A 20,101-nucleotide genomic window follows, 5' to 3' on the forward strand; every position below is an offset into this window, starting at 1 on the left:
GACGGAGGCCGGGGCGGTCGCGGTGGTCCCTCACCTTCGTCCTCGCTGATTTCCAGAGCCTTGACAATGTCGTCGTCGGCGACTTCCTTGCCATTGCGCTTGTGGACGCTGCGGCTATTGATCCGGTCGGCGGACGACCTCATACCACGGGCCCGGGCGTACTTGCGCACTGTGCGGTGATCCTGCCCGGGCTAGCCGGCTGCACAACTGTGGGCGCGACCTGTATCGGTCAGGGCGTCTCAGCCATCCGTGTTCGAGGGGCCTTTCCGCTGCACCTCGCGCCGCCAGCGGGTGAGCTCGTGTCGGATGGTGAGCGTGTCCAGGTGGTAGCGGTAGCGGCCGTCCGTTCGCACTAGGTCCTCGAGCAGTTCGGCGTACGCTGCCACGGCGCCGACTGCGTCTCCGGCTTGTCCCCGCCATTGTGCGAGATTGCGCCGGGCTGTCAGTGTTTCAGGGTGATATCGGCCCTTGCTTCGCATGTTGTCTTCGAGTATTGCGGTGAAGGTGGTGGCGGCACCAGTCGCGTCCCCGGCTTCGCCCAGCTGGTGGGCGAGGTTGTTGCGGGCGATGAGGCTGATGGGGTGGTCCGGGCCCAGGACCCGCAAGGCATGCTCCAAGAGTTCGGCATACGAGGCAGCCGCGCCTAAGGCGTCCCCGCCATGTCCCCGCCAGTAGGCGAGCTCATTGCGGGTGTGGAGGGTGATTGGGTGGTCTGGCCCCAAGATCCGCGTTCGGGCTTCGAGGAGTTCGGCGAAGGCTGTCGCAGCGCCGGTCGCGTCCCCGCCATATCCCTGCCAATGGGCGAGGTTGTGTCGGGTGGCGAGTGTGTCGGGGTGGTCCGGGCCCAGGACCCGCACCTGGTCCAGCAGGAGTTCGGCGTAGGCGGTGGCGGCGCCTGACGGGTCCCCGCTATGTCCCCGCCAGTGGGCGAGTTCGTGTCGGGTGGCGAGTGTGTCGGGGTGGTCCGGGCCTAGGACCCGCACCCGCTTGGCGAGGAGGCCGTTGTATGCGGCTGCGGCGCCGGCCGCGTCCCCGCCCTTGCCCAGGCAGCGCGCGAGTTCGTGTCGGGTGGCGAGTGTGTCGGGGTGGTCCGGGCCTAGAATCCGCAGCCGCTTGGCGAGGAGGCTGGTGTACGTGGCTGTGGCGCCGGCCGCATCCCCGGCTTCGCTCAGGCAGTAGGCGAGCTCATCGCGGGTGACAAGGGTGTCGGGGTGGTCCGGTCCCTGGATCCGCAGCCGGTCTTCAAGGAGTTCGGCGTAGGCGGCTGCGGCGCCGACCGCGTCCCCGGCCTCGCCCAGGCAGCGCGCAAGGTCGTGTCGGGTACCCAGTGTGCCAGGGTGGTCCGGGCCTAGGATCCGCACCCGATCGGCAAGGAGTTCGGTGTAGGCGGCAGCGGCCCCATCAGCGTCCCCCGCCTCGCGCAGCCAGTGGGCAAGGTCGTATCGGGTGTCGAGGGTCTGCAGGTGGTCCGGTCCTAGGATCCGCATGTGGTCGGACAGGAGTTGAGCGAGAACACTTGCAGCGAGGGCAGGGTTCCCAGCTTCCCCTCGCCAATGGGCGAGCCTGGTACGGGTGGCGAGGGTGTGCAGGTGGTCCGGGCCTAGGATCCGCACCCGGTCGGCAAGGAGTTCGGTGTAGGCGGCAGCGGCGCCATCAGCGTCCCCCGCCTTGCCCAGGCAGTGGGCAAAGTCGTGTCGGGTGGCGAGCGTGTGCAGGTGGTCCGGTCCCAGGATCCGCACCCGGTCTTCAAGGAGTTCGGCGTAGGCGGCTGCGGCGCCGGCCGCGTCTCCCGCCTCGGTCAGCCAATAGGCAAGCTCATGCCGGGTGATGAGGGTGTCGGGGTGGTCCGGTCCCAGGATCCGCACCCGGTCTTCAAGGAGTTCGGCGTAGGCGGCTGCGGCGCCGGCCGCGTCCCCCGCCTCGCCCAGCCAATAGGCAAGCTCATTGCGGCTGGTAAGAGTGTCGGGGTGATCCGGGCCAAGAATCCGCACCCGGTCGGCGAAGACTCCGGCGAGAGCTACAGCCGCGCCTTCCGCGTCCCCGCTATGCCCCCGCCAGTGGGCAAGCTCGTGACCGGTAGTGAGAGTGTCGGGGTGATCCGGGCCAAGAATCCGCACCCGGTCGGCGAAGACTCCGGCGAGAGCTACAGCCGTGCCGGCCGCGTCCCCATTATGCCCCCGCCAGTAGGCGAGCTCGTGACGGGCGGCGAGGGCGTCGGGGTGTTCCAAACCCAGGCACTGGTGAACTGATTCGGTTAAGTCCTGGAAGTGCGCGATCGCAGCAGTGGTCTGACCTGCTTCGCCGAGACTTTTGCCCGTGCGGAACAGGACGGGGTGTGTGTCAGGGTGGTGGAGGGCCTGCATGGCGTGGTGACTGAGTGCGTCAGCGTTGGCCCGCAGAGTCTGAGCGAGGTCGGTGTCGCGGTCTACCTCAGGCCAGGCGGAGGTCAGGCCATCCGCAGCGGCTCGGGAGAGCCGCTCGCGTTCCTCAATAGTCAGCGTGTCGCGGATGGCGCGTTGGACGAGCTGATGGACGCGGACTGTCTGATCAGGGCTGGCAAAGTCGACTTCAGCGAGGTGGAGCCGGTGCAGGACGTGCAGCGCCTTGTTCACGTCCGCAGTGTTTGCCAGTCGCGGCGGCGCCGTGGCTGAACCGCCGGATGCAACCGTCGTTTTGCGGTGCTGGTCGAGATAGCTCCGCACAGATGGCGATTGCAGAACAGGGGCGGGAATGCCGTTGGGGTCCAGTAGGGAAATCAGCTCCAGGAGGGGGCCAGCCAGGCCTAGCGGGCGCTGGGTATCGGCGTAGTTGATGGACAGTGTCCAGGCGGCGGTGACGGTGTGGCGCTGGTCGTCCGGCAGTCCGCTGATGTCCGGCAGGACGTCCTCGAGGGTGCTGGTGCGGTCGGCCAGTTCGATGCGGTACTGGGCTACAGTGAGCCGGTTTTCGATGATGTAGGACGCGGCCTGGGCTAGAGCCAGGGGAAGATGGCCCAGCTCGCCGGCCAGGGCATGTAGGTCTTTGGTGCTCAGGTCCTGGCGGTGGGGTGCCAGGCGGGTGGTGAGGTAGTGGACGGCTTCGGTGTCGGTGAACAGGCCTACGACGACTTCGATGCGGTCGGTGGTGAGGCTGGTGTCGCGATTGCGCGTGGTGATTAGGGTGCGGCCCGAAGGGGTTTCCGGTGGCCATAATCCGCTCAGGGCACCAGCGTCGGGCACGTCGTCGAGGACGACCAGCCATGGCCTGGTCGTGGTCTGCAGCCATGCCAGGAACCAGCGAGCGGCACCCTCCTGGTCGTCCGTGGTCATGTTGTCGGCCCCTGCCAGATGGCTGATGGCAGCAGCGGCCTGCGCGTAAGCCGCGACGACGGCCTGAGTGGTCGAGGCCTGGACCCACACCAGCAGATCCACAGCCCCGACCGGGACCGACCAGGGCCGCCCTCTGTCTCCCTCACCAGCCCCGTTCTGAGCTTTGGGGGCGGGCCAGCCGGAGGCCGCACGGACTGCGTGGGCGTAGTGCACCGCCAGCTGTGTCTTGCCGACCCCGCCGATTCCGGTCACCACGCCCGCGGCGCCGGCCGGGGCGGCGGAACGCACGACGGTATCGCCGTGCGTGAGAGCCTGGGCCAGGTCGGCGACGGCGTCACGGAGCTGAAAGGCGCGTGCGAGGCGCGGGACGACTCCTACCTGCCGTGGCCAACTCGCTGCCCCAGCTTCGGCGGTCACTTCTTCCACTGTAGTGGGAGTGCCTGGGTGGCCGTGTCGGCGTACCAGGTCGGCGAAGCCGGACGAGCGCAGTGCCTCGTGGATGGGGACGGCGTGCAGGCGCCGCCAGTCCATGCCCCGGTCGTCCTCGACCGCCACACCGACCAGCCGTCCGTGGCAGAACACCGCAGAGCCGGATGCACCCCTCCACGGCCGCTGTCCGTCGGCCCTGTGCGCAGGCCACACCGGGCAGTCCAGCACCCAGCTGGAAGACGCAGTGGAGACCACTGGCAGCTCGCCCCGCAAGTACTCGAACTGAGCCTGCGCCCCGTTCTCCTCTGCGGCGAAGGCCGGAAATCCCGCCCCTTCAAAGGCGAGAGGGGCCACCCCGCTCGGTCGGCCCCACCGCACCGGCTTGCCGTCGACATGCACTGGCGCGTCGAGCCACAGCAGCGCCACGTCCAAGGCGTCACGAGGCGGAATGCCGTGCCGGGGATCTGGCCAGCACACCTGCGCGGCCCTCTCCACAGGGCTGGCTCCGTAGCGGGGGTGACCCACCCGCGCTACCACCTGCTGAGCCCACCGGCCCTTGTGCAGCACCACATGCAACGCCGTCAACACCAGTTGTGGCCCCAGCAGATATCCGGATCCCAAGCCCCCGGGCCCTCCGGTCCGCACTAGTGCCAGCCGCTGCGGATCCACCTCAGGAATCCCACGGCCGCGCCGAGGTTCCGCCCCCGTCGGCGCCGGTTGCGTCGCCCTCGGCGTCCGATGCGCCGGTGCCAGGATTGGATCCCGACGAGTCATCATCGGTGTGCAAGCCTCCGGAACCACGGCGGATCCTGGCCCGCTCCCCGCCCAGCGCCTCATCGCGGACCTGGAGCGTCAGTGTCAGAACCTGCCGACGCGTACTGCCCAGCCCACCGCCGGCTTCCATACCGGCGGTGGTTCCCAACGCGCCCACTTCCACCTTCACTCCGCCGTTGCCCTCGCGCCGGAACTCCACCTCCAGCGACAACTCGGCTTGTTCCACCTCGAACCGAAACTGCTCTTGGGAGCCTTCGGCTTGCGCCGCGTACAGCTCTCGCCGCAACTCGGCCAACGCCTCGGCCAGCGGAATCCCCACGTCGTCACCCCTGTTCAGACGCCCAGCCATGGGCGCCCTCACTCCAGTTTGTCCCAAGTGCCCCATGTCCTGTAGCCCTTCGCCCACACCGCTCCTCCGGGAAGGGGCGACGGCCGGTTTTCACGTTGCCCTATCTGGCCAGATCGAGTCTCCAACGGCAGTGCAGGCAGGTCATCGGCAGCCTTGGCCGAGCAACACCTGCGCGGCACAAGCCGCCACCATTGACGACCGCGACCCCGCTCCTGACGGTGCTGGTCCCGCCACGGAGCCCGGCGCCGTTCCGATCACCGCCATGTGGCACCTGGCAGCCCCAATAACCGCCAGCGACCTCCCCGACCCTGACGAAGGCGCGCCCGCGACCAGGGCGGCCGGGGGCGGGACGGCGTCCACCGCGGCCAGCAGGCCTTCCGCCGCAGCCTGCAGCCCCACCGTGACCGGGGCACCGGGCAGGCTCAGCAGCGCGTCCGCCGCGGACCGCACACACGCCGCGGCGACCTCCGCCGGCCGTACGAACCCGCTGCCTTCGAGCACCCGGTGGGCGTCACGCAGCAGCCCCAACGCCCGTTCGCCCGCCTCGCCCTGAGCCGCCAGGGCGTCGGCGAGGATCTCGTCGGCTCAGGGCAGCACGCTCCCGCCGGCCGGCGCCACAACCTCGTCGCTCACCGCAGCACCGGAGACCCCCCGGCCACCGCCCCCGCGCCGATATCGCGGATCCGCCCTACCCACCCGGCCTACGAGCAGCAGCAATCGGCACCGAGGCTGGCCGGCGCGGGGCCTTCCAGGACAAGGATGAACGGGTGCGGAAAAAATCTTGCAGAGCAGCTGGACGTTTCGCCGCCGCCTGACGGCATCCATTGTGTACGGCGCTGTAACAGCGACGCGGGAACCTCGGGAGGGACGATGCGGGGTCAACGGGCAGGGGCGGGGAACGGGAGGTGGGCCACGGGATGACGATCACCTCCGATCCTGTCTGCACCCAGACGATCTGCCGTCGTACGGATGCCGCGCCGGACTGCCGCACCTGCCCGTGGGCGGTGGCGTCCGCGCTGCAGCCCGGCAGCGAGACGCGCATCGTTCCCCAGGTGCTGGCCGACTTCCACGACCTTCACCGGGTGGTGTTCCTGAAGTACGCGCGCACCCGCGGCATACCCCGCGACGAGGCCGAAGACGTGGTGAGCCAGACGTTCCTGCTGCTCTACGGGGCCGGAGAGTCGTTCCTGTCGGCGGACAACCGGCCGGCGTTCGGCTTCAAGGTCCTGAGGGACGTGCTTGCAGACCATTTCCGGGCAGCGGACCGCAGGCCCCGGACCCTGCCCCTGGCCGCCGCCGGCGACCGGCGGGCCACCGACGGCGGCATCAGCGAACTGATCTGCCGCCTGGACGTGGAGAAGGCCCTCGAGCTACTGCCGCCCCAGCAGGCCGACTGCCTGCGGATGCGCCTCTTCCTGGACCTTCCCACCCCCGAGATCGGCGACTACCTGGGCATCACCCGCTCAACAGTGGCCTCGCACCTGTCCGCCGGACGCCGGCGACTGGCAGAGCACCTGGAGAACTACCGACCGTCCCGGCCCGGCCCCGGAAAGGAGCAGCACGCATGAACATCGACGAGCTGGCACAGGCAGCACGCGCTGCCCTGGACGAGGAGTACGCCGGCTACGACCCCGCCCCCGGCCGCACCCGGCTGGAGGACGACATCATCAGCGAAGCGGTCACCCCCGCCTCGCCCCCTACCGTTGATGCCTCGCCCGCCCCGGACAAGGTCTCCTCCGGATCCGGCTGGGTCACGGAATGGAGTGCTCAGGCGGCATGCCGCACCTCCGATCCGGACGAGATGTTCGTGCAGGGCGCCGCGCAGAACCGGGCCAAGGCCGTGTGCACGGGATGCCCGGTGCGCACCGAATGCCTTGCCGACGCCCTGGACAACCGGGTCGAGTTCGGCGTCTGGGGAGGCATGACCGAGCGTGAGCGCCGGAGCCTGCTGCGCCGCCGCCCGTCCGTGAAGTCCTGGCGCAAGCTGCTGGAGACCGCCCGCAGGGAGTACGAGCGCGGCGCCGGGATCGTCCCACTCGATGACGACGACCTGACCACGATCCTCGAACAGGCCGTATAGCCGACGGCCCCAACACCCTGCGCCCACGGCAGCCCCGCTCGTCCAGCTCGCGGCGGGCCGCTCCGCCGCACGCCGCGTCCGCCCCTCCGCCACGGGGGTTGCCCGGCATGTCCGGCCGCCCTTTGCCGTACGACATCGATTCCCTCGTAAGGAGACCGAGATGGCCGGCGAGAACCCCCAGCACAGCGACGGGAACAGGCCGTTGCTCAACCAGCGGTCCGCGATGATCTTCCTGCTGGGCGCCCTGGTCGGCATCGGTGCGGGCTGCCTGACCATCCTGGCCACGAACCCGTGGCCGGTGGCCGTCACCGCCGGCGCGGCGGCGATGGCCGCAGCCGTCCTGTTCTTCGACCGGATCATCGAATAGACCCCACTGCGGCGACCCCATCACCAAGCCGGGAAGCCGAGTTGCGTGCCTGGAGCAGCACCCGCCGGAGGCGGGGCCGACCGTTGGCCGACGGTGGGGCGTGCCCCCTGTCGGGGGGCCGCGTGCGGGGTGCGGGCCGGTCCCTTCGGGACCCTCGTGGATCGGGCGCCGGCCTGGGGCCGTTGGCCCCGGCACGAGCGGAGGTGTGCGGGTCTGGGGAGCTGCGGGGTGATCAGACACACCCGTACGCGGGAGCCGGTTGGCGCGGGCCGGTGGGAGGCGGCGCGGAGCGGCGTCCCCGCCGGTGCGCGTAGCCTTGCGGCGCCACCGTCGGGCGGGCTGCGGGCAAGGCAGGCTGGAACGCCGGTGGGCCGGGGCCGTCGGGGCCCGGCGGGGAACGTGCTGGTAGCAGCGGACGGGAGCGCGGAGGTGTGTGCGAACGCCGATCGGAGTCGTACTGGAACACCCGCGGACCAGCAAACAGACATCACGCCCCTATGGCCAGACAGCGGCCCACCGCCCGGAACAACGCGCCGCCGTCGAATGCGGCCCAGCAGCCGCCGCACCGTCGCCTCGGCCGGCAGGCACCGCTTCGGGGACAGCGGATCGGGCCGTACGCCCAGGCGCTCCAGGACGGACGGCGGGGCGTCGGTGATCCACTCGCCCACCGCCGGCAGGGAGGTCGCTCCGGCCAGAATCGCGCACGCGGGAAGCGCGAGCACGACGACCAGAGTGTGCCGTACGCCGCGCGGATCGCGAGGGTCGGCCACCTCGGCCAGTCGCTGCAGCAGGCCCGGAATCTCCTCGGGCACGGCCCCGGGATGCTCGCGGAGTTGGCCAAAGGCAGGGCGGGATCGACGATGATGCGTCGGTAGGCACGGTCTTCCACTTGGATCACGGGCGTCGAGAACTCCATGACCTTGGAAGCCTGTGCCTGTCACGTTCCGAGACCCCCGTCCACCTGACAGTTCGTCACGGATCGGGCGTCAAGCGACTGCAGCGAAAACCCTGGCTGCCCGCCGAACAACGAACCCCCGCCCTTCCGTGCTGGAAGTACGGGGGTTCGCGGTAGGGAGGTCACGTTCGCAGGTCGCGATCATCGACCAGGACGGTGCGGTGCAGGTCAACCTGGATCTACCCAACGGGGGCGGGACGGTGCTGCGAGTGATCGGCGACCCACGTCCATGCGGTCCACGTGCCGTGTCACGGGACGGTGGTGCCGGGCGTTTTCACGCCCTCCCTGGGGCGCGTCATCCGCCAGCGGCGTCCTCGGCCTCCCAGCGCAGCAAGTCGCCCGGCTGGCACTCGAGCACCTCGCAGAGCGCGGCGAGCGTCGCGAAGCGCACCGCCTTGGCGCGGCCGTTCTTGAGTACTGCCAGGTTGGCGGGCGTGATCCCTACGCGGTCCGCGAGCTCGCCCACGGACATCTTCCGCCTGGCCAGCATCACGTCGATGTCGACGGCGATCGGCATCAGATCACCTCGTCCAACTCGGCCTGCATCTGTGCTGCTTCGACGTCGCGTTTGACGGCCTGGGCGAGCAGCATCCGCAGCACGAGCACGATGAGCGCGACCCCCAAGATGGCCACGCCAATCCCGCCCATGATGACGGTGACGCCCGGGTCGTCCCGCTGGCCCGGCGCATTGAGGACCGTGACCGCGAACCACATGAGGGCAGCCGCCACAATCGCGCCGATCACGCCGTCCACGTACCGGAAGGCGGCGTGGGAGAACACGGTTCCGCGTCGCACCATCGTCACCAGTCGCCATACGCAGACCAGGGCGACCTGGACCGAGATCATGCCCAGGATCGTGATCACGCGCAGCGGGGTCAGCGGGAGCGACCCGTCCTCCGGGTCGGTTGCCAATGCCCACACCATCAATGCCTGCAGGAACACGGTGCCGGCGAGCACCACCACGAGCACGGCACGCAGCGCACGCACTGTCAGCTTTCCCATGACCCATCCTTCCATCGAGTTGCGATGGGAATCTATCGAATCTCGATAGGTGAAGCAAGGGCCGGGATGGCGCCTACACGGTGCTGCTCCTGTGGATGCAAGGGTTCTTCGGCGACGGGGGCGGTTCGGTCCGACTCGTGCGGACTGGACACGCCGTTCGTGGCGTACGCGGATGACAAAGCAGTACGGGGCCGGCTGACGCTGTCCGAGGGATGGCATCGGCGGTGGATCACGTTGCGGGTTCACCTGGCGAGCAAGGCGGGAACAACGGCCGGGGCTGCAGTTCAAGGTGTCGACCGCATCCAGGCACCGATCAGGTGCTTGCCCGCTGATCGCGGCCGTGAAACGGCGGGTCAGGCGCCTATAAGCACCCAGCGGACCTGCGGAGCAAACTACGTAGAGTGACAATCGCCGCAGCAGTCCTCACCCAGGGGCGGCATCGCTGAAAAGGCTCACTGGGGGCGTATTTTCATGATCAATGTCGCTGAGAATTGATGTCACGTGGTCGCTGCGGCAGCCCGTCGGAACCCGTCCACCATTACCGTCACCTCCACCAGCGGACACATGACCTGGCGGCCGTCCACCCCTGTGGTCTACATCGGCCAACGATCCTGCACCGGCCCCGCCGCTGACACCGCCTGCGATGCCCTCAATTTCTTTACCAGCCCTCGCACAGCCCGGAGTTGGGCCGAACAACACTCTGCCCACACCGGAAAGGCTGTAGACCAGGCCCGAGCCGAAGCCCTGGGACGATCCGTCTTCGGGGCGTTTCTTGAGCCGCCCCAAGCATCAGGAGACTCTGCAGTGAAGACGGAAACACACCGACAGGAACGAGAGCACGGATGATGGCCGGCATGCGTATCCTCATCGACGCCGTCAACCTGCCCGGCCTCACCTGCCCACCAGAGGCACTCACCGGTGACGACGCCCCGGCGCACCGCAATATCCACGTCGCCGTCCAACGCCGCGACCAGCCAGCCGAACTCCTCGACCCACAGCCCGGCGACTCCGCCTCCGTGACCTGGACCCTGGAGTGCACCACGGCCGCCTCGTCGAACGGCACGGACGTGAAAGGTCCTTATGTACAGGGCCGTCCGGGCGGCCGGTTCATCTACCTGTCGTGGGGCACTGTCGACGACTCTGGCGGCTTCACGATGTTCCGCCGAGCCAAGCTCATGCTCGACGCCGTACCCGACGAGGTGCTCGCCGCAGCCGCACGCACCGGCCTGTTGGTCGGCCGGCTCGGCCTGGCCGACGCGCGCGGCATGCCCCTGTGCGCGCGGGTCGTGCCACCCCGCATCACCTGGAGCGCCGGCCCCGCCGACGCAGCGCACGGACACCCTTCGGCAGGGCACCTCCGATGACTTCTCTGTCAAGTTCAGCGTGTTGAACTGAGCTTGTTCTCTGCACTTGTCAAGCGAGCGGCTGTGAATCCGTTGGATCTCGCTGGCTGAGCGTGACCGCCTTCGCAGCGGGCCCGGGCCTAAAGCCTGCCTTTAGGCGAGTGGCTCCGTGGCGTCCGGCCACGGAGCCTCCGCAAAAACCCGTTGGCGGACCACGGCGACCACTGCTACTTTCCCGGAGGCCGTGCGAGAGAACGAGGAGGTGGTACCCGTGAACGCAGTATCGACATGGGTGCTCCCCTCCGGGGTCACGGTCGGGCGATAGGTCGTCCGGGAGCGCCGTTCAAGAGCACTCCCGAAAGGCACGACCATGCGATTCACTTCCGAGCAGCGCCTCGACGACGGCGTCCTCGAACGCGAATTCACCCTCGGTGAGATCCCCGGCACCCTGTGGACGCCTGAATCCGCCGCATCGGCCCCGCTGATCCTGATGGCCCACAACAACGGCCTGCCCAAGGGGGACGCCCGGCTGGTGGCCCGGGCCCGGCATTCCGCGGCGTACGGCTACGCGGTGGCCACCATCGACGCCCCCGGGTGCGGTGACCGGCCCCGTTCCGCCGCCGACGAGCAGGCCCGCGCCGACCTCCGCCGGGCGATGCAGGCCGGCGAGCCGGTCGACGAGATCTTCGAGTCCTTCATCGGCCCGCTGGTCGAAAAGGCGGTCCCGGAATGGCAGACCACCCTGGACGCCCTCCTTGCGCTGCCCGAGATCGGCGGCCCGGTCGGGTACTCGGGGTGGACCGCCGTCGGCATTCGGCTGGCGGTGGCCGAACCGCGCATCGCGGCCGCCGGCTTCTTCGCCGGGGGTTACGTGCCCCGCGCCCAGCGCGAGGAGGCCCGGCAGGTCACCATTCCGCTGCTGCTCCTGCTGCAGTGGGACGACGAAGGGAACCCCCGGCAGCGGGCCCTGGACCTGTTCGAAGCCTTCGGCACCAAGGAGAAGACGCTGCACGCCAATATGGGCGGGCACGTCGGCACCCCGTGGTTCGAGGTGGACGACGGGAACCGGTTCTTCGCCCGGCACCTGAAGTGAGGCCGGGCCGTCAGGCCGGCAGCAGACGGTAGGCGGTGTCGACCAGGATGCCGCTCATCGTGGACAGGCCCCGGCCCTCCTCGATGGCGGTGGCCGGCAGATGCATAACCGCCCCGATCGCGGCGGTACCGGCCATCAGCGGTACCGGCCGGTCGGGGCGGCGCTCGGCCACCAGCGCCTCCATCAGCTGGGCCCACGCCGTGAGGCACTCGGCCCGTACCTTGCGGATCGCCGGGCAGGCGAACGACTCGACCACCAGTGCCCGGGCCGGGGTTGGTCCGTATAGCCCCCCTCACCGGGACGGTTCGCGGAGCACCTATACGGAAGACCCTGGCCTGAGGCTCCGTTCCCGTCGGCCGGTGTTCCGTTGAGAGATCCCCTTACGGAACACCTCGGCAGGTCGATGGTCGGCGCTGTCAATGAGCGAGCACGCTGTCGGCCGACCACACCCCATCACGATCCGTCCGGCCCCGTCGTCTGCCGGCCGTCTGCGAACCAAGCGCAACATGGAGCACCACGCCAAATTCCACACCGAACGCTGGTCACAGGCCGTAGTGACTACTACGCAGGGCTATCTGAGGGCTCAGTTCCCCACGGCCGGGGTTGGCGGGCAGCGCGCGGGGACGCTCGACGGCCACGGTGCCAGTGGTGGGGTTGCGCAGGACCAGGCGGCCGAAGGGGTCGTAGCCAGTGCGCAGGCCCTCGAGGTCTTTGTCCCGCAAGTGGCCGCGCAGCGCGCCGGCCCGGTGGGCGTCGCCGACAGCCGGTTCCCGCCTGGCAGGCTCCTGATCGAAATCCTGCATCAGCTCGTCGTCCATCCCCACCCCTGTTCCACCGACTCACCGTGGCGACACGGAAGCGAGGGCCTCGACCTTACGGTCGCGGTCCTTGTTGCGGTGTCGTAGACGATCGTGATGCCCAGGGCCTCGTACAGGGGCTCTTTCTTGTTGGTGTCGGGCTCCCCGGGGCGAGCGTTGTTCGAGCGCTCTGACGCCGCAGGCGGCGGCCGACATGATGTCGGCCGCCGCCTGGCGGAAGGGATTCAGGTTCGTATGCGTGGAGTGGTGTGGCGTCAGCTGGTCGCGCTGCCCGAGACCCACTCGCTCCACGGCATGTTCCAGTCGCTGAGGCCGTTGCCCGGGGCCAGCATCGTCTTGTCCGCGGAGTTCTTGACGATCACGACGTCACCGATCATCGAGTGGTCGAAGAACCACGCCGCGGTCTGCCTGCCGTCGCCGCCGCCCCTGACGTCCTTCAGGCCCACGCAGCCGTGGCTGGTGTTGACCTTGCCGAAGACCGAGTCGGCACCCCAGTAGTTGCCGTGGATGAACGTGCCCGAGTCGGTCAGGCGCATGGCGTGCGGTACGGCCTTGATGTCGTACGAGGGCTTGCCGTCCTTCTCCGTGAGGCCGACGCTCGCACCGTTCATATGGATCTGGCTGAACTTCTCGGAGATCACCATCTGACCGTTGTACGTCGGGTGCTCGGGGCTGCCTGACGAGATCGGGATGGTCTTGATCGTCTTTCCGTCCCGTACGACGGTCATCTGCTTCGTCTTTGCGTCGACGGTGCTGATCTGGCTCCGGCCGATCTTGAACGTGACCGTCTTCTGGATGCCGAGGCGGTCGAGCGTGACGGTGACGGTGGAGCCGGGCTTCCAGTAGTTCTCGGGGCGGAAGTCCAGGCGGTGGTCGTTGAACCAGTGACCGACGACCCGCTGGCCGCTGCTGGAGCTGACCTGGATCTCCGACTCCACGCCGGCCTTGTCGCTGATCGCCTTGTCGAAGTTGAACGTCACCGGCATGCCCACGCCGACGGTCGAGCCGTCCTCGGGAGAGAGGTGCCCGATGAAGTCGTTGGCCGGGGAGACCGTGGTGATCGTGGCGTTCCCGGTGACCGAGCGGCCCTTGACGTCCTCGGCCTCTGCGGCGACCTGATACTTGGTGGCGCGCTCCAGCCGACCGGTCGCCTTCCAGGACGTGCCGTCCGGGGACAGGGTGCCCGGAATCTCGGCACCGGTCGCGACAGCGGTCATGGTCACCTTGGTGAGCTTGCCGTCACTGACGGTGACCTTAACGGGGTCGTTGATCCCGACGCTGTAGGCACCTTGCCCCGGCGTGATCTTTATTTGGGCGTCGGAAGCGTCCTGGGCGCCCGCCTGATCTCCCTGCGCCTGCGATTTCGGCTGATCCCCGGTGCCGTTGCCGCTGGTGGCAGCGTTGCTGGTACCGCCGAGGGCCGTGAGTGCGATTACGCCGCCGAGTATGCCGGCCGTAGCCATCAGTCCGGTGTGTCGCTTACGTACCGCAATCAAACGCTTCTCCCATGCCACTGGTCATTGAATCCCTGGAGCTGGTTACCGAAGGAAGGCAACCGGCTGCAAAGAACCACCTTTACGCACTCATCGTCCTTAAGGGGTAAATTGTGGCGAATTCCACGCGCAGCGTGAGCGTCGCCGAGGCTCTGCTCGACGGCCGGATGGCGCGTAGCCGATCTGCTCTCGCCGATCGGTGCAGGGTCCAGGCCCTCGCGGGTACCGGAGACGATCAGCTCGCGGATGAACTCGGCAAGCGCGGCGAAAGACGTGGAAGACGAGTCGGCCGCCGGGTGTGGTGGTGTCCAGGCGCTCATGCAGCGAGCAGAAGCCGATCTCGCGGCGCCTCGGCTCGCCGACCATGTTCACCAGGTCCTTGAGTGAGCGGGCGTAACGGTCGAGTGCAGGGACCGCCAGGGTGTCGCCGGGCTGCAGGAAGGCATGGCACGCCGTGAGCTCGGGGCGGAGGTCGTCCTTGCCTGACTTCTTGTCGGCGAAGATCCACCGACACCCGGCCGTGGCGAGGGCGTCGACCTGGCGGTCGAGTTTCTGCCCGCCGTGCGCGGCCCACTCCGCCTCATCCACACCGACCCGCTCGACCGCGAATCGCACCACCACGGCGGGCACCACCGCCAGGGATGTGACCCGGATACGTCTCAAAGGGACAACGGGTTGATCTTGAAACCCTGAGGGGCTCGACCCCGTCACCCGTTCGGCTCGGTGTCGTTGGTGGCGGCGACTGCGCGCCCGCCCGGTCAGCTGTTCACGGTGCCGTTGCCGCCGTCCACGGTCGCCGTGTGGCCGCCGACGGTCACGAGGTCGCCGTCGGGCCCCGTGATCGTGTCGTCGCCGGCACCGCCGAACACGCGGCCGTTCGCGACGACGGAACCGCTGACGGTGATCGTGTCGTTGCCGCCCTGACCCTCGACGGTGAAGTCGACCACGCCGTCGCAGACGACGACGTCGTCGCCAGGGGTTCCGGTGACGCCTGGCTGGGCGTTGACGGTGCACGGCGTATCAACGGCGTGGGCGGTGAGGCCCAGGCCAGGGCAGCCACGGGCAGGGCGCAGGCGGCCAGCGCGGCTGCGAGTCGGGTCCGGAGACGGGGTGTGTCGATCGTTCTCCTACGCGCCATGGTGCCGAGCAGACCCAACCCGCGAGCAGTTGTGACTCGGGCACACGGCGCTGCAACCCCAGCGCTCCCCCGGCCGGGCGTGCCTCGTACCAGCGCCACCGCCACCGAGCGGCCGTGCGGCCGGGCTGAGTCAGGCCCTGGCCGGCTCGCGCCCAGGCAGCGGCTGGCCCGGCAACCACCAGGCCGGGGGCTGCGGAGTGCCGTCATTCCACTGGCAGAGCGTCAGGTCGTCCTGGTGCTCGTCACGGTGATCGCGCCACCGCGGACTCTGGACCAGATCAGGAACCGGCGGTGGGCGGTCGACTTCGAGATTCCGAGACAGGGCGGCAGGGCCTGCCAGGCGCACCCCCTCACCAGGACGTAGACGATGACCGCGAACAGCGCCTCATCAGGCGTGTCCTGGGTCCCGCCGTCCTGCAGCCGCACCCTGGACGGAGGAATCAACGGCTTCGCGATCTCCCACAGCCCGTCCGGAACAATCCGACTCCACGTACCCCGCCCGACCGCCACGTCGCAACCCTCGCGGGTCAGTTGATGACGCCCCAGGCCTGGTTCTGGCCGCCGACGCAGTCCCACTGTTGGACGATCGCCCCGTGATCCGGCGCCTTCAGGGTCGGTTGCGCGGCGTCGAGGCACTTGTCGCTGTACAGGGAGCGGATCTGCCAGCGGTTGTCAGGGCGCCGTTCCAGGTACCACTTCTGGTTCGTGCCGCCATGGCAGGGCCACTGGATGATCTTGGCGCCGTTGTCCTTGCTCCACCCTGCGACGTCCAGGCACTTGCCGCTGTGCGCGGCCACGATCTCGAAGACGTTCTGGTAGGCGAGGTCGTTGCCGGCCCGGCGGAAGGTGAAGCGCTGGTTGGCACCGCCCCAGTAGTCCCAGACCACCGTGCCGGTGCCGTCCTGGGTGCTGCCCTGCCACACGTCCACGTACAGCACTTGCTTGCCGTCGCGCTTCGACGTGTACGAGCTCCGGATCTTGTACTCGTGGCCGGCGTCCGTGAACGGGAAGGGGACGTAGCCGTCCGGGTACACCCGGTCCCAGGTGGCCTCCCAGTGCATCGCGGCCTGCTCGTTGGCCTTGCGGGCGGCGTCGTGCTCGGACTCGGTCACGCAGATCTCGTCACCCGGCACGGCCTTCCGCGCCACGAGCCCGTCCCGGCACCGGCCGTTGTCGTCGGTGTTCGAGTTGTTCGCCCTGTTCTGGGCCCAGGTCTGGTCGCGGACCTGGGGGGTCACGCAGACGTGGTCCTCAGGGTGCGACTCCCGCCAGACGTAGCCCTGCTTGCAGGTGTCCGGGCCGTACGGGCCCGCCTTCGTCGCCGAGGCTGGAGCCGGGGCCGCGTTCGCCGGGAAGGCGCCCGGCCCGGTGCCCGCCAGGAGCCCGGCCAGCAGGAGGGCGCACACGGCGGCTGGACGCGGGCCTTTGAACGTTCGACTTCTTTCGGATGTTTCGGACATCGGGGATGCCCCCTGCGCTGAGTGGGGTGTGGCATCTTGAAGCCCCCCAGCCCCCTGTCTTCATCGTGCACCCGGGGGCCGTGCCCCGCACTCGGACCGTTACTGAGTTCTTCGGATTGTTGTCGGTTGGTGGGTGAGGGCGAGTCCGGTGCCGGCAAGGCAGCCGTCGATCAGGTCGGGGCGGAGCTGAAGGTGACGCAGGCTCCGGCGGAGGGTGCGTTCGAGGTGCTCGTCGTCGGTGAAGGCGGTGTTGGCCAGCGGGCCTCGCACGGGGACCTACGCGGCATCCACCTGATGTGACGTCATGGGCCGATGCCAGCTGCTACGTCGCGGACTCAAACCGACGATGCGCCCTCCAATACCGAGGACGGTGCCCGTGCCGGATGCGGGCTTTAATCTCTGGCCCCGTCCTTGCCAGGTCGATCACGGACCCCGGGAAGGTCGGAGGGACCCTGGCTCCGCGTGGCTGTGACGACCGCTGCCGGCCGCCCTCGTCCGGCCCGGTTCGTCGCTGTTGGTGCCAGCCGTTGATGTCAGACATCAGCTGGTGGCTCGACAGTCTCGGGGATCGGCTACGACCGTCACCCCCGCGGCAAGCATCCTCGCGACCACAAGCTCTTCCAGCTCTCCATCACAGATGACTTCGGCCAATGGCGGATCCCCCTTGAGGATCGGCAGGTAGCCGGCGCTGCCGCGGAAAAGTGCCCACTGATCCCGTTCGGTGGTCCACATCCGCTCGTACTTGGATAGGTCTCGGCCTGTCATGAACACCTCTGGACGACAGGGTAGCGGGCGAAGGGCGAAGCTGAGCCGGGCGACTGGAGCAACTCGCCCTGGAGCCTCTGCTTCCAGTACATGAGTCGGGAGAGGACTCCTCGATGGATCGTGAACTGGGGCTGTTGCCAAGGAGATCACTCGCTGGGAGGGTGTCGCCGTGTGGATTGCCCTGGCGTCCTTGATTCTGCTGCTGAGGGCTGTCCCACAAAAGATCACCGGGGGCTCGGCAGTGAGCTACCCCATGGCCTCGCGGGCCGCGTCGAGAAACACCGACCGGTTGTCCTCCAGGTAGTCCCGCACACTCTCACCGTCGGGCAAGCCGTGCCACACGGTCTTGTTGAGGTCGAGGAAGTGCGTGTGTGCGGCGTCATGCACGGCCAGGGGGAACTGGATGCGGAGGAGCCGATCCGCGACCCATAGCCTGTACATGACGTCCCGGGTCGTGAGGTACCAGGCGTCGGTGTCCTCCCACTCGGACGGCCGGGTGTAGGCGCAGCGTTCCGCCTCTGCCGAGACCTCGATGAACCGCTCCAGCAGCGCCAGTCGTTCCGCGCGCCGGGTCTCCGTCAACGCGATCCGCTGCCGTTGCTGTTCGGCACGTTCCGCTGATTGCTGAGTCCTGTGCTGGACGAGGTAGGACAACACGCCGCCGAGGACAACGCCGCCCAGCGATATGAGTGACACCCAGAGCTGACCTGTCATGACGATCATCGTTCCATAGCGTCACTCTTTGAGACGATCTCGCTGTGTCTGGCGTGATCACGGCCCTCAAGCCGTCCTGGATAGCCCCGTTCACCGGGCTAAGTCCACGTCAGTTCGGCAAGCTGATCACCGCGCTGCGCCGCGAAGGCGCGGATGCGGTCCGCAGAGGACGACCGTGGAGCCTATCGCTGGAGGACCGGGCCCTGCTGGTCGCCACGTACTGGCGAACGAACCTGACACTGCGGCAACTCACCCCGCTTTTCGGGATCTCGAAGTCGGCCGCCGGCCGCATCATCGACCACCTCGGGCCCTCGCTCGCGCTCCAGCCCCGCAAACGGTTCCGCAAGGACACCATGCTGATCGTGGACGGCACCTTGATCCCCACCCGCGACCACACCATCGCCGAGCAGTCGAAGAATTACCGGTACTCCACCAACCACCAGGTCGTCATCGACGCCGACACCCGGCGCATCGTGGCCGTCGGCCGGCCTGTGCCCGGCAACCGCAACGGCTGTCTGAACAGGGCGGTACGAGATCACCTTCATGGATCCTCAGTCACGCAAAATCATGACGCATAGCCTCAAGCTGCTCGCCATTCGGGATGACCGAGTGCGGGAGCTCGTCGGTTACACCGAGATCACAGCGCATGGACTCCCTCATGGCGTCGATCAGGGACCAGAGCGAATGTTGCGCTTCAGCCGCTGATCATAGGGTCTCACCCGGCCGCGGGTTTCCCTGCTGCAGGCGCTTGACCTGTCCGTAGACCAGGGTCAGTGCCTCGTTCGCGTCGTGAGCCGAAGGAATCACCGTGTCAGAAGCGATCATCAATGCCTCTGACCAGCGGCCGCGGTAGGTGTCCTTGGTTTCTTCCAACGCCCGAATATCCTCGGCCTCGGCCGTTCGGTCCCGCATGAGGTACAGGTGACGGCTGAGTGCTGTGGAAAACTGCCGCGCGTCCCTGTGAAGCTCCGTATAGCAGCTGCGCCGCAGCTCGCGGTGCTCGCGGGCCTCCTCGAAAGCGCGGGTCATCGCCAGCTCACGTCGCTTGGCCCGGTCGGCACCGCGCTGGGTGAGCAGCGCGCCCCCGAGCGTTCCCCCGACACCGGCGACCGCGATCAGTACCGCCGATCCCCCTAACGGCCATCCCCTCGGGAGCCTTTGGCACCCGATGCGAGATGGGACGGCGGCTCGCGGACAACGACGGATTCGGGCAATCCGAACGGGCAGTGCAGCGTCGTCGAGAGTTACGGGACAGTCCTTACGGCTCCTAACAAAAGGAGGTTTATAGACCTTTGGGAATGACGGTGTGTCAGTTTTCTTTGATGCTGGCCGAAGGGGGTGCGAGCCAGACGAGACGAGGAAGACCGCTGCCAGACCGTGGGAGATCGACGACGAGTTGTGGGCGCGCATCGAGCCGCTGCTGCCGGTCGTCCCGCGTAATCCGCGGCGTCAAGGTCGTAAGCGTCTGGACAGTCGCAGGGTGCTGTGCGGGATCCTGTTCGTGCTGTACACCGGGATCCGCTGGGAGTTTCTGCCCCAGGAGCTGGGCTTTGGCTCGGGGATGACCTGCTGGCGACGGCTGCGGGACTGGAACGAGGCCGGGGTCTGGCAGCGCCTGCACGAGTTGCTGCTCTCCGAGCTGCGGGCCGCAGACCTGCTGGACTTCTCCCGCGCAGCGGTCGACTCGAGCCACATCCGCGCGATGAAGGGCGGGCCGGCCACCGGTCCGTCCCCCGGTGGACCGGAGCAAGGCCGGCAGCAAGCACCACCTGATCGTCGAGGCGCACGGCATCCCGCTCGCGGCAATCACCACCGGCGGCAACCGCAACGACGTCACCCAACTGATCCCGCTGATCCAGGCCGTCCCACCGATCCGCGGCAAGCGCGGTCAGCCACTGCGCCGCCCCAGGCATCTGTACGCCGACCGCGGATCCGCGACGACATCCACCACGCGTTCATCACCCTTGGCTGCGCCGTCACCTGCTGGCGACGACTGCGCACCGCACTTTGTCG

The 20,101-nt window shown here is 68.4% G+C and carries 19 protein-coding genes and 4 pseudogenes; 9 read left to right on the forward strand and 14 right to left on the reverse strand.

Annotated elements, in window-relative coordinates:
• Positions 1-239: 239 nt before the first annotated feature.
• Together CRP49_RS36805 and CRP49_RS36810 are read right to left on the reverse strand one after the other, a co-directional pair.
• A complete protein-coding gene (locus CRP49_RS36805; RefSeq protein ID WP_257033740.1) occupies positions 240-3,410 on the reverse strand; it encodes a tetratricopeptide repeat protein in 3,171 nt (1,056 codons plus the stop codon).
• 997 nt (positions 3,411-4,407) lie between these two features.
• A complete protein-coding gene (locus CRP49_RS36810; RefSeq protein ID WP_220378255.1) occupies positions 4,408-4,830 on the reverse strand; it encodes a trypco2 family protein in 423 nt (140 codons plus the stop codon).
• A 947-nt stretch (positions 4,831-5,777) separates the two neighbouring features.
• Here CRP49_RS36810 and CRP49_RS36820 point away from each other — a divergent pair.
• The 3 genes and pseudogenes from CRP49_RS36820 to CRP49_RS36830 all read left to right on the forward strand — a co-directional run bounded on the left by CRP49_RS36820 (position 5,778) and on the right by CRP49_RS36830 (position 7,307).
• Positions 5,778-6,428, forward strand: coding sequence for an RNA polymerase sigma factor (locus tag CRP49_RS36820; RefSeq protein ID WP_097257794.1), 651 nt, complete (start codon positions 5,778-5,780; stop codon positions 6,426-6,428).
• A gap of 176 nt (positions 6,429-6,604) precedes the next feature.
• A pseudogene (locus CRP49_RS36825) lies at positions 6,605-6,940 on the forward strand (WhiB family transcriptional regulator); the annotation flags it as partial.
• 160 nt (positions 6,941-7,100) lie between these two features.
• On the forward strand, positions 7,101-7,307 hold the full coding sequence (locus CRP49_RS36830; protein WP_097257795.1) for a hypothetical protein: 207 nt from the start codon (positions 7,101-7,103) through the stop codon (positions 7,305-7,307).
• Between the two features lie 20 nt (positions 7,308-7,327).
• Here the strand turns inward: CRP49_RS36830 and CRP49_RS48475 are convergent, their stop codons facing one another.
• The 3 genes from CRP49_RS48475 to CRP49_RS36845 form a co-directional block, all read right to left on the reverse strand.
• Positions 7,328-8,248 carry a transposase family protein gene (locus CRP49_RS48475; protein WP_306459791.1) on the reverse strand — a complete coding sequence of 307 codons (921 nt, stop codon included), beginning with the start codon at positions 8,246-8,248 and terminating at the stop codon, positions 7,328-7,330.
• A gap of 309 nt (positions 8,249-8,557) precedes the next feature.
• On the reverse strand, positions 8,558-8,779 hold the full coding sequence (locus tag CRP49_RS36840; protein ID WP_030724363.1) for a helix-turn-helix transcriptional regulator: 222 nt from the start codon (positions 8,777-8,779) through the stop codon (positions 8,558-8,560).
• Positions 8,779-9,264: a DUF2975 domain-containing protein gene (locus CRP49_RS36845; RefSeq protein ID WP_097257796.1), complete on the reverse strand. Its 486-nt coding sequence runs from the start codon at positions 9,262-9,264 to the stop codon at positions 8,779-8,781. Before CRP49_RS36845 ends, CRP49_RS36840 begins: the two co-directional genes overlap by 1 nt.
• A 501-nt stretch (positions 9,265-9,765) precedes the next feature.
• Here CRP49_RS36845 and merB point away from each other — a divergent pair.
• From merB to CRP49_RS36860, 3 genes are all read left to right on the forward strand, one after another.
• Positions 9,766-10,110: an organomercurial lyase gene (gene merB / locus CRP49_RS49375; protein WP_179851954.1), complete on the forward strand. Its 345-nt coding sequence runs from the start codon at positions 9,766-9,768 to the stop codon at positions 10,108-10,110.
• An 8-nt stretch (positions 10,111-10,118) separates the two neighbouring features.
• Positions 10,119-10,628 (forward strand): DUF5990 family protein, encoded by a 510-nt coding sequence (locus tag CRP49_RS36855; protein ID WP_257033741.1) that lies wholly within the window; start codon positions 10,119-10,121, stop codon positions 10,626-10,628.
• Between the two features lie 349 nt (positions 10,629-10,977).
• A complete protein-coding gene (locus tag CRP49_RS36860; RefSeq protein WP_097257799.1) occupies positions 10,978-11,700 on the forward strand; it encodes a dienelactone hydrolase family protein in 723 nt (240 codons plus the stop codon).
• A gap of 10 nt (positions 11,701-11,710) precedes the next feature.
• Here the strand turns inward: CRP49_RS36860 and CRP49_RS36865 are convergent, their stop codons facing one another.
• From CRP49_RS36865 to CRP49_RS48480, 7 genes and pseudogenes are all read right to left on the reverse strand, one after another.
• On the reverse strand, positions 11,711-11,956 hold the full coding sequence (locus CRP49_RS36865; protein ID WP_097257800.1) for a hypothetical protein: 246 nt from the start codon (positions 11,954-11,956) through the stop codon (positions 11,711-11,713).
• Between the two features lie 286 nt (positions 11,957-12,242).
• A complete protein-coding gene (locus tag CRP49_RS36870) occupies positions 12,243-12,518 on the reverse strand; it encodes a hypothetical protein (RefSeq protein ID WP_143670082.1) in 276 nt (91 codons plus the stop codon).
• A 254-nt stretch (positions 12,519-12,772) separates the two neighbouring features.
• A complete protein-coding gene (locus CRP49_RS36875; protein ID WP_179851955.1) occupies positions 12,773-13,981 on the reverse strand; it encodes an Ig-like domain-containing protein in 1,209 nt (402 codons plus the stop codon).
• 129 nt (positions 13,982-14,110) lie between these two features.
• On the reverse strand, positions 14,111-14,632 hold the full coding sequence (locus tag CRP49_RS36880; protein ID WP_257033742.1) for a recombinase family protein: 522 nt from the start codon (positions 14,630-14,632) through the stop codon (positions 14,111-14,113).
• Between the two features lie 137 nt (positions 14,633-14,769).
• The gene (locus tag CRP49_RS36885) at positions 14,770-14,958 is read right to left on the reverse strand and encodes a hypothetical protein (protein WP_097257803.1); all 189 of its coding nucleotides are present in this window, start codon (positions 14,956-14,958) and stop codon (positions 14,770-14,772) included.
• Positions 14,959-15,416: 458 nt separating this feature from the next.
• Positions 15,417-15,659 (reverse strand): annotated as a pseudogene (locus CRP49_RS36890) (transposase); the annotation flags it as partial.
• A 17-nt stretch (positions 15,660-15,676) separates the two neighbouring features.
• A complete protein-coding gene (locus tag CRP49_RS48480) occupies positions 15,677-16,555 on the reverse strand; it encodes an RICIN domain-containing protein (RefSeq protein ID WP_257033743.1) in 879 nt (292 codons plus the stop codon).
• Positions 16,556-16,738: 183 nt separating this feature from the next.
• Here CRP49_RS48480 and CRP49_RS49380 point away from each other — a divergent pair, with 183 nt between their 5' ends.
• A complete protein-coding gene (locus CRP49_RS49380; RefSeq protein ID WP_179851956.1) occupies positions 16,739-16,909 on the forward strand; it encodes a hypothetical protein in 171 nt (56 codons plus the stop codon).
• A gap of 711 nt (positions 16,910-17,620) precedes the next feature.
• On the opposite strand, the gene CRP49_RS36905 is transcribed toward CRP49_RS49380, so the two are convergent.
• The gene (locus CRP49_RS36905) at positions 17,621-18,097 is read right to left on the reverse strand and encodes a hypothetical protein (RefSeq protein WP_097257804.1); all 477 of its coding nucleotides are present in this window, start codon (positions 18,095-18,097) and stop codon (positions 17,621-17,623) included.
• 35 nt (positions 18,098-18,132) lie between these two features.
• Between CRP49_RS36905 and CRP49_RS36910 the strand changes: the two are divergent.
• Positions 18,133-18,597, forward strand: a pseudogene (locus CRP49_RS36910) (transposase family protein); the annotation flags it as partial.
• A gap of 196 nt (positions 18,598-18,793) precedes the next feature.
• Here the strand turns inward: CRP49_RS36910 and CRP49_RS48490 are convergent.
• Complete coding sequence (locus CRP49_RS48490) at positions 18,794-19,117, reverse strand: hypothetical protein (RefSeq protein WP_257033744.1); 324 nt, start codon at positions 19,115-19,117, stop codon at positions 18,794-18,796.
• 355 nt (positions 19,118-19,472) lie between these two features.
• Here CRP49_RS48490 and CRP49_RS36920 point away from each other — a divergent pair.
• Positions 19,473-20,019, forward strand: a pseudogene (locus tag CRP49_RS36920) (IS5 family transposase); the annotation flags it as partial.
• Between the last annotated feature and the right edge of the window lie 82 nt (positions 20,020-20,101).

This window comes from Streptomyces sp. Ag109_G2-15 (assembly GCF_900215565.1).
GTDB classification, from domain to species: Bacteria; Actinomycetota; Actinomycetes; order Streptomycetales; family Streptomycetaceae; genus Streptomyces; species Streptomyces diastatochromogenes.

Bases quoted from the DNA above. Each gene is read 5' to 3' on its own strand.
- CRP49_RS36820 (WP_097257794.1), top strand. From the start codon at position 5,778: ATGACGATCACCTCCGATCCTGTCTGCACCCAGACGATCTGCCGTCGT.
- CRP49_RS36830 (WP_097257795.1), top strand. From the start codon at position 7,101: ATGGCCGGCGAGAACCCCCAGCACAGCGACGGGAACAGGCCGTTGCTC.
- CRP49_RS36840 (WP_030724363.1), bottom strand. From the start codon at position 8,779: ATGCCGATCGCCGTCGACATCGACGTGATGCTGGCCAGGCGGAAGATG.
- CRP49_RS36845 (WP_097257796.1), bottom strand. From the start codon at position 9,264: ATGGGAAAGCTGACAGTGCGTGCGCTGCGTGCCGTGCTCGTGGTGGTG.
- CRP49_RS36855 (WP_257033741.1), top strand. From the start codon at position 10,119: ATGCGTATCCTCATCGACGCCGTCAACCTGCCCGGCCTCACCTGCCCA.
- CRP49_RS36860 (WP_097257799.1), top strand. From the start codon at position 10,978: ATGCGATTCACTTCCGAGCAGCGCCTCGACGACGGCGTCCTCGAACGC.
- CRP49_RS36870 (WP_143670082.1), bottom strand. From the start codon at position 12,518: ATGGACGACGAGCTGATGCAGGATTTCGATCAGGAGCCTGCCAGGCGG.
- CRP49_RS36875 (WP_179851955.1), bottom strand. From the start codon at position 13,981: ATGGCTACGGCCGGCATACTCGGCGGCGTAATCGCACTCACGGCCCTC.
- CRP49_RS36905 (WP_097257804.1), bottom strand. From the start codon at position 18,097: ATGATCGTCATGACAGGTCAGCTCTGGGTGTCACTCATATCGCTGGGC.
- CRP49_RS48490 (WP_257033744.1), bottom strand. From the start codon at position 19,117: ATGACCCGCGCTTTCGAGGAGGCCCGCGAGCACCGCGAGCTGCGGCGC.